This is a genomic window from Paenibacillus sp. FJAT-26967 (assembly GCF_001541095.1).
GTDB lineage: Bacteria > Bacillota > Bacilli > Paenibacillales > NBRC-103111 > Paenibacillus_F.
Genome location: NZ_LMXH01000001.1, coordinates 951318 through 964134 on the forward strand (window position 1 = coordinate 951318; position 12817 = coordinate 964134).

Sequence of the window (12817 nt, forward strand, 5' to 3'; positions counted from 1 at the left end):
GGTTCTTTTGCGCATCCCGCAGGCTGCTGTGAATTATAAGATTTGTTCCGCCTCCGACTGTTTGCGGTGAGCGATCCGGGAGCTGGCTGCCGCCGCGATGGCTCCGACGATATCATCAAGGAATGTGTGCTTTTCGTACGTGCTTTTATCATTGAGCCTTTTTAGAATGCCGGGCTTTAATTTGTCAATATAGCCAAAGTTCGTGAACCCGATACTTCCGTATACATTCACGATGGACAAGGCCAGAATTTCGTCACATCCGTATAGACCTTCATCATGCTGGATCATTTCCTGCAGCGGAGAAATCAGCTTGCCTTCTTCGGCCAGCATGTCCAGCTGAATTCCGGTCAGGATCGCGTTCTGCACCTCTCTTTTGCCGAGTACGGCTTCCACGCTTGCAAGACATTGTTCAAGAGTTAACGTTTCGAAATAATCTTTTTGCAAAAAAAAGGTCAATTCTGCGATATCTGTAGTGGAAACTCCTCTTTTCTCAAGCATTTCCCGAGTCGCCACAGCCACTTTTTCACTATCAAGCGCATATTTCACGTTAGTCTCTCCTCCATGATCAATTCAGATGCGATACCCTAGTATACCCACTATTTAGGAACAAGTACAACAGCAAGCGGACTTGCGGTGAGGTATTGGACCGTCCACCTTTTTCGGACAACATCGGCATAAAGCACGGTGCATGCTTGTATACATAGAATTACGAAGGACAAATCTGATGGCGGACGAGGCTGCTGGAAGAAGGGTTATGGGGTCCTGGAAATGGTTGTGGAGCACTGGAAGAGGGACAGGAGCAGCGGAAGATTCCGCTTGTTCTCCGGCAAACCGGTTTGCGCAGTACCATATTGATTAGGAGGGTTGGACATGAGAAAACATCGCTGGGTGCAGGCTGCAGCCGTGACGGGAGCTATTGCGCTTGTGGGTACAGGGTGCAGTCTATGGACTTCGGAGACTCAGCCGATTGATGCTCCGCCGGCTGGCATCGAAACATCGCTGGGTGTAAGCACAGGTAAAGAGGGGGCGGCTGCCCAGACGACCCAGACCGCTAAAATGACCGTCTATGCGAAAGATCCGCAGGGATATGTGGTTCCGGTCAGCCTGGATCTTCCCAAAACGCAATCCGTCGCCAAAACGACTCTTGAATACATGGTAGCGGGCGGCCCCGGAGCCGGTCAGCTTCCTGCAGGCTTCAGCGCGCTGCTCCCCGAAGGGACAACGCTTACAGTAGATATTAAGGAAAAGACCGCAACCGTTAATTTCAATCAGGCGTTCAAAAAATACGATGCCAAAGAAGAAAGAAAAATCATGGAGGGCATTACGTGGGCTTTGACGGGATTCTCCACGATTGATGGGGTTAAACTCAAAATGAACGGACAGGAACTGAAGGAGATGCCGGTTGCGCGGACTCCGCTTGATGAACCGCTGTCCCGCAAACTCGGGATTAACCTGGAAATCCAGCAGGGAATCGATTATGGGCAATCGACGCCGGTCACGCTTTATTTCACGAATGGAACTGCTGATAAAGGTAAATATTATGTACCGGTAACCCGTCTGGTCAAACGGACGGATGATATCGCGCGAACTGTCATGGAGGAGCTTGTTAAAGGTCCGAACATCTCCAAAGGACTTCAGCCCGTGTTGAACGCATCCGCTAAAGTACTGGATGTGAAAAGCAGCTCGGACTCGGTCATGACGGTTAATTTCTCTGATAAGCTGCTGGATGAGAATCTCAAAGCCCCTGCGGACGGTCTCCAGTCGGTGATCTTGTCCCTGACTGAGAACACCAAAGCGTCCCAGGTTCAAATTACGGTTAACGGGAAAGCCAAAGTCGAGGCCACTGACGATCAGACTTACAGCAAACCGGTTGCCCGGCCGCTGCATTTGAATCCGAATCCGGAGAAGCTGTAAGCATAGAAGCTGCGGATTCCGCTATCTGTATGAACCCCGGGAGAGGCTGCTCTCCCTTTTTTTGTCTGAACTTGTATGTGCTTTTGCCCGGCTCCTTTGCTACAATAGGAAGGATAGAACTGGATACTGCACGAAAGATGCTGCGACCAAACAGGAGGAAACAAATAATGCGAGCCGATGGAAGACAGAATGACCAGCTAAGAGGTATGAAAATTACCCCCCATTATATCAAACATGCCGAAGGATCGGTTCTCATAGAAGTTGGAGAGACGAAAGTCATTTGTACGGCAAGTATAGAAGAGCGAGTCCCTCCTTTTATGAAAGGACAAGGCAAAGGTTGGGTAACGGCCGAGTACTCGATGCTGCCCCGTGCTACCCAGGTGCGTAATCAGCGTGAAGCGGCAAGAGGCAAACTAGGCGGACGGACGATGGAGATTCAGCGTCTGATCGGACGGGCCTTGCGTTCGGTTGTAAGTCTGGAAGCGCTTGGTGAACGTTCGATTACGCTGGACTGTGACGTGATCCAGGCGGATGGCGGCACACGGACGACTTCCATTACAGGGGCTTTCGTGGCTATGGCTCTGGCTATGCAGAAGCTGGTAGACAACGGTAAGCTGAAAAGCCTTCCGATTACGGACTATCTGGCATCCGTCAGTGTCGGAATCGTAGGCGGACGCCCGCTGCTTGACTTAATGTATACCGAAGATTCCCAGGCTCACGTGGATATGAATGTAGTCATGACGGGGGACGGTAAATTCGTAGAGTTGCAGGGGACCGGAGAAGAAGCTTCTTTCTCGCGTGAAGAGCTCGACAGCCTGCTTGCTCTGGCAGAAGGCGGGATTGCGACGATGATTGAGGAGCAGCGTAAAGCACTCGGTCACGTGAGTACGCTGATCGGAACGGGCGCACGTGCCTGAGGGGAGCGGCGGCGTAGTTGTTATCGCTACGCGCAACAAGGGCAAAGTACGCGAATTTGCCCATTATTTTGCCCGTTACGGCAAGGAAGTGCGCAGTCTCGAGGATTTCGATGCTATGCCCGAAATCGTCGAGGACGGCGCGACTTTCGCCGACAACGCCCGGATCAAGGCGTCCATCATTGCCCGGCATCTGAATCTGCCGGTACTTGCGGACGATTCCGGGCTGTGCGTAGACCTGCTCGGCGGAGACCCGGGCGTATACTCCGCCCGGTATGCCGGAGATTACGCTTCAGATGCCGAGAACAACGCCAAGCTGCTCAGTGAGCTTAGAGCGATGGCTTCCGCTCAGGCGGGCGGCACAGCCGGCTATGCGAGCCTGACGAATGTCGACAGCTTCACGGAGTCTGAGCGGCATGGGGGCAGTCCCGGCAGTGTTCATGGTAACCTCGCCCGTATTGACGGTAGCACCGGCAGTGCTGACGGTCACCCCGCCGGTAAGGACATGGACGCAGCCGGCAAGGAAGACGGCCCCGGGTCCAGCGCTGCCGGTACCTGGCAAGCAGGCAGTGGCAGCGCCTCTGCTGTCTCAGATCCTGGGGAGCAAGGACCTGCTTTGCTGAGCCCTGCCCGCTTCGTCTGCGCTCTGGCTCTGGTGGACCCGCTGCGCGGGGACACCCTGGAGGCGGAGGGCACTTGCGAAGGGTTCGTGATCGCGGAGCCGCGAGGAGCGGGCGGCTTCGGATATGATCCGTTGTTCTACCTGACAGAACAAGGGATGACGATGGCTGAGCTTCCGCTGGAGGAGAAAAACCTTATCAGCCATAGAGCAGCGGCGCTTCAGCAGTTTTTTGAGCGTCATGCGACGAGGTTAGTCTGATCTTATAGGGATATGGGTCTTTGGCTAGAGCAACCGGCTTCGCTTAACAAGCGAAGCCGGTTTTTTGTGTTTTTAGAAGAAAGTTAATCGCGACTTGCATTTCCGGATTATGGTTATAGGGCAGATAGTGGATTCCGCTTCTTAACTCCAATCTATGGAGTTTCTATACAAGATACACCACAAGATACACCACAACACGTATCCAGTCCTTGTCGTTCACTTGCCAGTTATTTCGTGTCCTCGTAGAGTGGACAATCAAGAAAATGTCTTTATAAAGGTGGACATAACACAGGTATACGCTTCCCCGGGTAAAGGACTTGCAGGAGACGTATACAGGATAAGCTGCAAAAATAACCTTTCCATGAAAGGAAAGGCTGGAGTCAATAATTCAAATTTGTTTCAGCATATATCTTAACGGATTGCCGGCCCTTCTTTTCCTGGTAAGTTTGCGAACGAACCTGGCTACCGGATGGATACCTTGTATTCACGAAGCCAGGTATCCACCTGGATTAAATAAGCGAACATTTGAGGCCCCGACATGAGTTGGCCGAACCAGGGGAATTCTGCGGCTTCGGCTCCCGGTGCCGCCATTGCCCGTAATTTCCCGGCATCTACGAAAGGGAGAAGAGGGGAACTCGAATCGCTGAGAATATCAAGAGCCCGTTCTTTGACCGCTGCCGAGTAGCTTGGATTGTGGGTTTTGGGGTATGGACTTTTCTTCCGGGCGAGCACATCTTCCGGAAGCACGCCGACCAGCGCTTTACGCAGAATACCTTTCTCGCGTTCTCCGGCTGTTTTAATGTCCCATGGAATGTTCCACACATATTCAACCAGCCTGTGGTCGCAAAAGGGCACCCGGACTTCAAGTCCGACAGCCATGCTCATTCTGTCTTTGCGGTCAAGCAGGGTCGGCATGAAGCGCGTAATGTTCAGGTAGGACATTTCGCGCATCCGGTTCTCCTGCTGCGTCTCACCAGCCAGCCGGGGCACCTCGGCAAGTGCCTGCTCATACCGGCTGTGCACATATTCCAGGGGCTTGATCCAGTCGGCGAAGTCCCTCGCCAGAATGCCCGCACGCTGAGGCAGTGACAGTGACCAGGGGAAGGTATTCGCATTTAGAGCATCTTCGCGGTGGAACCAGGGATACCCGCCGAAGATTTCATCGGCCGCTTCGCCGGATAAGGCTACGGTCGCATTGTTCTTGATTTCGCGGCAGAACAGGTACAGCGAACCGTCGACATCCGCCATACCCGGCATATCACGGGCAAGCACGACGGACCGGAGCGATTCCACGAGCTCAGGCGTATCGAATTCGACATAGTGATGCTCTGTACCGAGATAATCAGTCATGCGTTTGATCCATGGTGCGTCGGAATTCGGCTGAAACGCATTTTCTATGAAATGCTTATCGTTATCCGCATAGTCCACGGAATACGTATCCAGCGTCCCTTTGCCGCTATCCCGGTAATGGTTAGCGGCCAGCGTGGTCAGGGCGCTGGAATCAAGCCCTCCGGATAGCAGGGTGCACACGGGAACGTCGGAGACGAGCTGGCGCCGGGCTGTATCTGCGAGCAGCTCCCGGATATAGGCGGCCGTTTCCTCTACGTTCTCCGTGTGAGGCCGGTTCTCCAGCTTCCAGTAAGGCCGGACGGTCAATCCGCTGCGGTCATACACCATATAATGGCCGGGCTTCAGTTCCGCCAGATTCCGGTAAATCCCGTGACCGGGTGTTCGGGCCGGCCCGATTGCAAATACTTCGGCGAGGCCTTCCGCGCCGACTTCGACCTTCATATCGGGGTGGGCGAGAATGGCCTTCGGCTCGGAGCCGAACAAGAACACGCCGCTTAGCAGGCTGTAGAACAGCGGCTTCACCCCCAGGCGGTCCCGGGCAAGGAATACCGTCTGCTCCTGCTGGTCCCAGGCCGCAAACGCAAAAATGCCGTTCAGCCGGTCGACACAGCTGCGGCCCCACTCAACGAACGAGGCGAGCAGTACTTCGGTGTCGCACGTGCTGCTGAACCTATGGCCCCGGTGTTCCAGTTCTTTGCGCAGCTCCACTGCGTTATACAGCTCTCCGTTGTAAACGATGGAATAGAGACGGTCGCCTTCTCTGCGGATCATCGGCTGTGCCCCGTTCTGGGGATCCATTACGCTGAGCCGGCGGTGGCCGAATGCACAGTGATGGGAAATCCAGGTTCCGGAAGCATCAGGTCCGCGATGCGTAAGAGTTTCTGTCATATTTTCGAGAATGGATGAGGAAGTGGTTAAGTCTTTGCGCCAATCTATCCATCCTGTTATTCCGCACATGGAGTTCACCCTTTCGGTATACATTTCTAGGCAAGCAGGAGAAGATCGTTTATTGCGATGATTAAGGGTATGCGGAGGCAGAGCTGAAAATGTCTGTCCGCCTGAACTCAGGAGCCTGGAAGATGGGATGGCTTAATCCGGTTTTGTTTCTCCGGAAATTTTGTTACAATAGGGGCTAGATAGAACGTATCCCTCTCCAAGCGTGAGCGGGAAATTATGTTAAAGGTGGACTGTTATTGATGAAACGTAGATACGCCAGGGCGCAGACAGATTATTTGGCGGCCAAAGAACACTTTCTTGCAGCAAGTCAGCAGGCAGATAAGAAACTAAACGATATGAGACAAAACGGTGCGGAAATCGGTCAGAAAGAAATGGAAGATGCGATTGAGCGCAGCGGTTTCCATAAAGCTTTCAATGAACTTCGTCAAGCGGAGAACCGTTTGATCGAATGGAGCCACTTCTCGATTAAGAATGAAGGCGAATTCAAGAACAATAAGGCAGCTTTTGAGAAACTGTATCAAGAAGTGAAGACGAAGCCGGAATCGCGTGCCGTGCTGGTTGATATGGCTATGAGACTGGAAGCAATCGAATAATGCACTTATCTTTATCTCAGAGGGGCCTTTCGCAGGCTCTTTTTTTCTGTTTTTTTATGTGACAAAGGAATTCAAATCGAGCCTGTAGGGACATACTAAGACGGCTTCACTTACATTATTTGCCGAGGAGGCGTGCGAAGATGGACAGTCATTTTATCTCCAAATTGCATGATACTCAGCTGAAAGCACAGCGCAATCAGAGGACCCATGGCAAGAAACACCCGGAGAAAAGGCTCCCGAACAAACAGCATTGATTAAAACCAAGCGCGGTTTGAACAGGCTGGCTGCCGCAAAGCAGCCGGAGCAAGGACTCTTGGAATCCGGGCGGAGGTGATAAACATGGCGAAGGTTAAACAGACCAAAGGCAAAAAGTACGAGGTCAACGCGGAATTTGCCGAAGAGATGGAAGCCAAAAACGTCAAGCATGCAGCCCAGAACAATCCCAGTCAAGGGGTAGGAAAATAATGGTGGAGAACGAAGAAAGCCTGCTGCGTTTGCAGTGGGTTTTTTTGTTTGCGCGAAAATGGATATAGGTATATCAGATGTGGTGTTGCATAGCTATGACGCCGTATAAGCAGGAAATGGGGGATTTTTACTTGAAAATTAAATAAAACGAAGAAAAACAGCTGTTTTAGAGCTTATATCCAATTCGAAAAATAATTAAGAAAAATTTCGCCGGATAATATTGACAACCTGAAAGCGTATACATATACTATGTTTAATTAGTTTGTTAGTCATTCTAACTAAGTAAGGCGGTGGTAGGCTTGTGATCGGCAAAGGAAAAACCGGCAATACGAAGCTAGTTAAACAGATGAATCGCGAAGGTATTCTGTACCAGCTGCGCCAGCATCCCCGCTTGTCGAGGGCTGAACTGTCGGTGCGTACAAAGCTCAGCAGGCCTTGTGTTTCATCGCTTGTGGATGAAATGATTCATGAAGGTCTGATTCATGAGGTGGGAGCGGGAGAGTCCAAAGGCGGACGTAAGCCGATTCTCCTTGAATATAATGTGCAGGCTTATACGGTGGTAGGCGCCGTGTTTGAAGGCAGTGAACTGGAGATGGCAATTGCCGATTTGAAGGGAGAGCTTCTGCATAGTGTGCACACCCGCCTGACCCAGCCGGTTAACGGGGACTCCGCTTTGCAGGCGTTGGAGTCTAACCTGGAGAAACTTTTGAAGAAAAGCGGCTTTGAGCGGGACCGGGTTATAGGAATGGGTGTCGGACTGCCGGGGATTACGCAGAAGCGAAGCGGTACGGTGAGTTACGCTCCGAGTACGGGATGGATGAATCTGCCGGTCGGGCGAGAAATTGAAGAGCGGCTGGGCATTCCCGTCATTCTGGATAATGACGTCAACATGATGACGCTTGGCGAGTTCTATGGCGGAGCCGGTTCCGGATTTTCCAATCTGGTGTACATGTATGTCGGAACCGGTATCGGCGCCGGGATTATCATCGACAAGCAGTTCTACAGGGGCAGCAAAGAGGCGGCCGGTGAAATCGGCTATATGCTGATCGGCAGCCAGCGCAGCCGTAAGCAGGACGGCTTCGGCTTATTCGAGAAGAATTACTCCGCAACCGGGATTTGTGAGAAAGCCGCAGCCTCAGGGCTGGCATTAGATGCGGGGCGCAGTGTTCTTCAGCAGTTGTATCAGCTGGACTTAGGAGGCAGCGAAGAGGCGCGGACGCTTCTCGAAGAAGTCTATAGCAGCTGGACTTCGGGGATAGCCAATACCGTCAGCGTGCTTGACCCTGAACTGCTCATTCTGAGCGGTGAAATGGTCAACCTGAGCGTAGAAGGTTTGCAGCGGATCAGACAGCTGCTATCCGAGTGGGTACCGGTTGTGCCCGAGATCAGGCTTGCCTCTCTGAGGGAGCGGGCCGGTTTGCTAGGTGCCGTTCACAGCGTACTGGAAGCGTTTCCTTCTGCTCAGCCAGGCAGGTAGAACTGACGAACTGGAGCGGATTAAACGATATATTTTAGATTAGGGGGAGTTCAAGTGAAAAAGAAGTTGACCAAGTGGACCAGTTTAACCCTGATTGCGGCAATGGCTTTCGGATTATCGGCTTGCGGAGGCGGCGACACCAAGCCCGAAGCGGGAGGCGGCAGCGGGGGAGATGCAGGCGGTTCTAAGAAGCTCGTGATTTACACGGCCCGTGACAAGAATGTGGTGGATGAAATTCTGCCGAGATTCAAAGAGAAGAATCCGGGCATTGAGGTCGAAGTAATGACGATGGGAGCCCAGCAGGTGCTGGAGCGTATCCGCGGTGAGAAAACGAACCCACAGGCAGACTTCTGGTGGGGAGGCACACAGTCTTCTTTTATAACGGGGGCTGAGGAAGGGCTTCTGGAAACCTACAAGCCGACTTTCGCGGCAAATGTGGCGGCGGAGAACAAGGACGCTCAGGACCGCTGGTATGGGGAAATGCTCCTGCCGGAAGTCATTATGTACAACTCACAGGCACTCAAGAAAGAAGATGCTCCTAAAGACTGGGATGAACTTCTGGATCCCAAATATAAAGATAAGCTGCTGATCCGCGGCGTGCTTGCGTCCGGTACGATGCGCACCATCTATTCTTCGATGATTTACCGCCAGGACCCGGCCGACCCTCAGAAAGGGTACGACTGGCTGAAGAAGCTGGATGCGAATACCAAAGAATATACCCAAGACCCGACCAACCTTTATCTGAAGCTGGCTCGTCAGGAAGGCACTTTGTCCCTGTGGAACCTTCAGGATATTCTCATTCAAAAGGAAATGAAAAAACAGCCGTTTGATTATATTTATCCGGCCAGCGGCGCACCAATTCTTGTGGATGCCGTCGGTATTGTCAAAGGCGCCAAAAATATGGAGAACGCTAAGAAATTCTATGAGTTCCTGTTCGATAAAGACGAGCTGAAGAAGAAATCCGAGTCGTTGTTCCAGATCCCGACCCGGACGGATATTAATAAGGATGAGTTCCCGGCTTGGCTGAAAGGGTTGGATACCAAACCGCTTCAGCTGGACTGGAAGGTTCTCGCTTCGAAAGAAAAAGAATGGATGCAGTATTGGGATGAGAACATCAAGGGAAAAAACAAGAAGTAGCTTAAGCGGGTGGCATGAAAACCCGTCCTGACACATAAGTAAAAAGGTTTACGAGCGAATCGGGTGGGACAGAGCCACCCGATCCTCTTTAAACCAAGTTTGCAGATAAGTATAGTATTATTAATAAATGACGGATAGGCAGTAGAGGCTTTAATTTTGGGGAGGGATTCCATTGATAGAAGTCAGGCTGGATAAAGTCAGCAAACAATTTGGCGGAGCACGCGGAGTAGAAAATGTCGATATCCACATTAAACCCGGTGAATTCTTCACCTTTCTCGGACCGAGCGGCTGCGGCAAAACGACCACGCTGCGAATGATTGCCGGATTCTACTATCCGACCGAGGGACGCATTATGTTCGGTGAGAATAACGTGACGTTTACGCCTCCCAACAAGCGCAACACCGGAATGGTGTTCCAGAATTACGCTTTATTCCCGCATATGACGGTCTCCGAGAATATTGCTTTCGGTCTCCAAGTCCGCAAACAGTCCAAAGCGGAAATCAGAGAGAAGGTAACGCGCGCCCAGAAACTCGTTCATCTGGACGGGTACGGCGATCGCCGGATTGATCAGTTGTCCGGCGGGCAGCAGCAGCGCGTTGCGCTGGCACGCGCTTTGGTGATCGAACCGAATATTCTCCTCCTGGATGAACCGCTGTCGAATCTGGATGCCAAACTGAGGGAAGAAACGCGCTTAGAGATTAAGCGCCTGCAGTTGGAACTCGGCATAACCACGATATACGTAACACATGACCAGGCAGAAGCCATGTCGATGTCCGACCGGATTATGGTCATGAAGGATGGCGTCGTACAGCAGGTCGGCACGCCTCATGATATTTACAACAAGCCGCTCAACCGCTTCGTTGCTTCTTTTATCGGTGAATCGAACCTGTGGGAAGGAACGGTCGAGCGTGTCGAAGGCGGCACCGTCCACGTCCGCACCAGCTCCGGCAGTCTCGTTACAGGCTTCGCGGAGAATGCATCGCCGGAGTGCCGTCTGTCCGTGGGAGGTCAGGTGACGGTGTCCGTCCGGCCTGAATCGATCCGCGAAGCGCGGGCGGAAGAACGGGGACAAGAGAATGTCCTGGCCGCCAAGGTAGTCATGTCCGAATTCACGGGCGTCAGCGTCAATTATGTCGCGCAGATTGGCAGTATGCCGATCAAAGCGATGTTTATCGGGCCGGGTCAGCGTATGCGCGGCCGGGATGAAGATATTCTGTTTGCGATTCCGAAGGAAAGCGTCTATTTCGTAGAGTAAAGGAGGATGAGCTGTGCAAACGAATAAGCAGACTAAACGGCCGCCGGTCATCCGTCCGAACAGCCGGTGGACATCCATTACAACGTCACCGAAATTTGTTTACGTCCTCATTGCACCTTTATTTCTGATCCTGCTTGCTTATGTCATTTATCCGTTCTTCCAGACTTTCCTGCAGAGTGTGAAAATGGAAGGGATCTTCTCTGTCAAAAACTATGCCAAGTTTTTCAGTCTGGAGCATACCTCTAATCTGGAAGCCTTATGGAACAGTGTGTACATTTCGATCTTGAGTGTAATCTCCTGCGGTATCGTAGGGGTCACGATGGCGTTCCTGCTCGAGAGGTACGAGTTTCCCGGACGCAAAATTTTGTCCGTGCTGGCTATCGTTCCTATGGCACTGCCTCCGCTGATTGGAGTTTTGTCCTTTTCTTTCTTGTATGGAGACAGCGGGATCTTCCCGCGGGCGCTGCAGAAGCTGTTCGAGCTGGATCATGCGCCTTTTGCCCTGAAAGGAATATGGGGTGTCATTGTGGTTCACACGTTCACTATGTACACCTATTTCTATATGACAGCATCCTCTGCGATCAAAGGACTGGACCCGTCGCTGGAAGAAGCGGCGGCTAACCTTGGAGCGGGAAGAATCCTCATCTGGAGGAGAGTCATTCTGCCGATGCTGACCCCGGCGATCATTGCGGCTTCCCTGCTGGTGTTCATGATCTCGATGGCTTCGTATACGGCGCCGCTGGTCTTCGGAATTGACCGGACGATGACCATGCAGATTTATTTGTCCCGGACAAACGGTGATCTGGATATGGCGGCGACCCAATCTACGCTGCTGTCGATCGTATCGATCGTGTTCCTTATCGCGATGCGCTGGTACCAGAATGCGCGTAATTATCAGAACATGAGCAAAGGCGTCAGTGTTCACCGGACGGAGGTCAAAAGCAAGGCCGGTAAGTACACGACCATGGTGCTTTCTTTCATCGCAACGATTGTTCTGATGCTGCCGATTCTCGTTATCGTACTGCTCTCCTTCTCGGAGGACAGCACCTGGACGGTCCAGGTCCTGCCGCCTGAATATACATTCCAGCACTATATCGATTTGTTTACGGATAAGAAAACATGGCGACCGATTGTAAACAGCTTCCAGATGAGCATCGTGGCCACGATAGGGAACCTTCTATTCGGTGTTGCTGCCGCTTACGCCATGGTACGAATGAAATTCAAAGGTAAAACGATGCTGGACATCCTGATTATGCTTCCGTGGGCACTTCCCGGCACAGTCGTCGCGGTGAATTTGATCACCGCGTTCAGCGAACCGAACGTGTTCTCGTTCAATCAGGTTCTGATCGGCAGCTTCTGGATTTTGCCGCTCGCCTATTTCGTCCGTCATCTGCCGCTTATTTTCCGGTCGACTTCCTCGACCTTGATGCAGATGGACAGCTCCGTTGAGGAAGCGGCGCGTAACTTGGGCGCCTCCTGGTGGTACAGCTTCAGGCGGATCGTCTTTCCGATGGCACTCAGCGGCATCTTGGCAGGTACGCTACTGGCTCTGGTGGAAGGACTGGGAGAGTTCGTCGCTTCCATTCTCTTGTACACGAGTAACACGACACCAATGTCGGTTGAAATATTCCAGCGGATGTACGCTTTTGAATTCGGTACAGCTTGTGCCTACGGCGTCCTGCAGATTGTGATGATTATTCTCGTTCTCTTTGTTTCCCGGAAGCTGACCGGCGGCAATGCCGGATCGGCGATCTGACCCACCACGCCTACCGTTCATTATCGTGGCGGGTGTCATGCTCCTATTGGGCGGACGCCTGCCGCGATGCTGATAAAGGCAGGGAGAGGATTCTGTTCCTGCCGCCACTATTGCGTCAA

The 12817-nt window shown here is 52.3% G+C and carries 12 protein-coding genes; 10 read left to right on the forward strand and 2 right to left on the reverse strand.

Going from position 1 to position 12817, the window contains the following annotated elements; translation table 11 throughout:
* Positions 1-33 precede the first annotated feature (33 nt).
* Positions 34-546, reverse strand: coding sequence for a phosphatidylglycerophosphatase A (locus AR333_RS04190; protein WP_068774051.1), 513 nt, complete (start codon positions 544-546; stop codon positions 34-36).
* A gap of 324 nt (positions 547-870) precedes the next feature.
* Here AR333_RS04190 and AR333_RS04195 point away from each other — a divergent pair, with 324 nt between their 5' ends.
* From AR333_RS04195 to AR333_RS04205, 3 genes are all read left to right on the forward strand, one after another.
* The gene (locus AR333_RS04195) at positions 871-1914 is read left to right on the forward strand and encodes a GerMN domain-containing protein (protein ID WP_068774052.1); all 1044 of its coding nucleotides are present in this window, start codon (positions 871-873) and stop codon (positions 1912-1914) included.
* Positions 1915-2081: 167 nt separating this feature from the next.
* Positions 2082-2831, forward strand: a complete 750-nt coding sequence (gene rph, locus AR333_RS04200) for a ribonuclease PH (protein ID WP_068774053.1) — start codon at positions 2082-2084, stop codon at positions 2829-2831.
* Entirely contained in the window at positions 2824-3708 is an 885-nt protein-coding gene (locus tag AR333_RS04205) for a non-canonical purine NTP pyrophosphatase (RefSeq protein ID WP_068774054.1), read from the forward strand. Before rph ends, AR333_RS04205 begins: the two co-directional genes overlap by 8 nt.
* Positions 3709-4170: 462 nt before the next feature.
* On the opposite strand, the gene asnB is transcribed toward AR333_RS04205, so the two are convergent.
* Entirely contained in the window at positions 4171-6015 is a 1845-nt protein-coding gene (gene asnB / locus AR333_RS04210) for an asparagine synthase (glutamine-hydrolyzing) (RefSeq protein WP_068774055.1), read from the reverse strand.
* A gap of 239 nt (positions 6016-6254) precedes the next feature.
* On the opposite strand from asnB, the gene AR333_RS04215 reads away from it, so the two are divergent.
* The 7 genes from AR333_RS04215 to AR333_RS04235 all read left to right on the forward strand — a co-directional run bounded on the left by AR333_RS04215 (position 6255) and on the right by AR333_RS04235 (position 12698).
* Positions 6255-6608 (forward strand): hypothetical protein, encoded by a 354-nt coding sequence (locus AR333_RS04215; protein WP_068774056.1) that lies wholly within the window; start codon positions 6255-6257, stop codon positions 6606-6608.
* 140 nt (positions 6609-6748) lie between these two features.
* Positions 6749-6862 (forward strand): DUF4023 family protein, encoded by a 114-nt coding sequence (locus AR333_RS24150; RefSeq protein WP_084783497.1) that lies wholly within the window; start codon positions 6749-6751, stop codon positions 6860-6862.
* Between the two features lie 85 nt (positions 6863-6947).
* Positions 6948-7073: a hypothetical protein gene (locus AR333_RS25595; RefSeq protein ID WP_268893079.1), complete on the forward strand. Its 126-nt coding sequence runs from the start codon at positions 6948-6950 to the stop codon at positions 7071-7073.
* A gap of 301 nt (positions 7074-7374) precedes the next feature.
* Positions 7375-8550: an ROK family transcriptional regulator gene (locus AR333_RS04220; RefSeq protein ID WP_068774057.1), complete on the forward strand. Its 1176-nt coding sequence runs from the start codon at positions 7375-7377 to the stop codon at positions 8548-8550.
* 54 nt (positions 8551-8604) lie between these two features.
* The gene (locus AR333_RS04225; protein WP_068774058.1) at positions 8605-9687 is read left to right on the forward strand and encodes an extracellular solute-binding protein; all 1083 of its coding nucleotides are present in this window, start codon (positions 8605-8607) and stop codon (positions 9685-9687) included.
* 172 nt (positions 9688-9859) lie between these two features.
* The gene (locus AR333_RS04230; protein ID WP_068774059.1) at positions 9860-10942 is read left to right on the forward strand and encodes an ABC transporter ATP-binding protein; all 1083 of its coding nucleotides are present in this window, start codon (positions 9860-9862) and stop codon (positions 10940-10942) included.
* Between the two features lie 13 nt (positions 10943-10955).
* Positions 10956-12698, forward strand: coding sequence for an iron ABC transporter permease (locus AR333_RS04235; protein WP_068774060.1), 1743 nt, complete (start codon positions 10956-10958; stop codon positions 12696-12698).
* The last annotated feature ends 119 nt before the right edge of the window (positions 12699-12817 follow it).

Bases quoted from the DNA above. Each gene is read 5' to 3' on its own strand.
- AR333_RS24150 (WP_084783497.1), top strand. From the start codon at position 6,749: ATGGACAGTCATTTTATCTCCAAATTGCATGATACTCAGCTGAAAGCA.
- asnB (WP_068774055.1), bottom strand. From the start codon at position 6,015: ATGTGCGGAATAACAGGATGGATAGATTGGCGCAAAGACTTAACCACT.
- AR333_RS04215 (WP_068774056.1), top strand. From the start codon at position 6,255: ATGAAACGTAGATACGCCAGGGCGCAGACAGATTATTTGGCGGCCAAA.
- AR333_RS04195 (WP_068774052.1), top strand. From the start codon at position 871: ATGAGAAAACATCGCTGGGTGCAGGCTGCAGCCGTGACGGGAGCTATT.
- AR333_RS25595 (WP_268893079.1), top strand. From the start codon at position 6,948: ATGGCGAAGGTTAAACAGACCAAAGGCAAAAAGTACGAGGTCAACGCG.
- rph (WP_068774053.1), top strand. From the start codon at position 2,082: ATGCGAGCCGATGGAAGACAGAATGACCAGCTAAGAGGTATGAAAATT.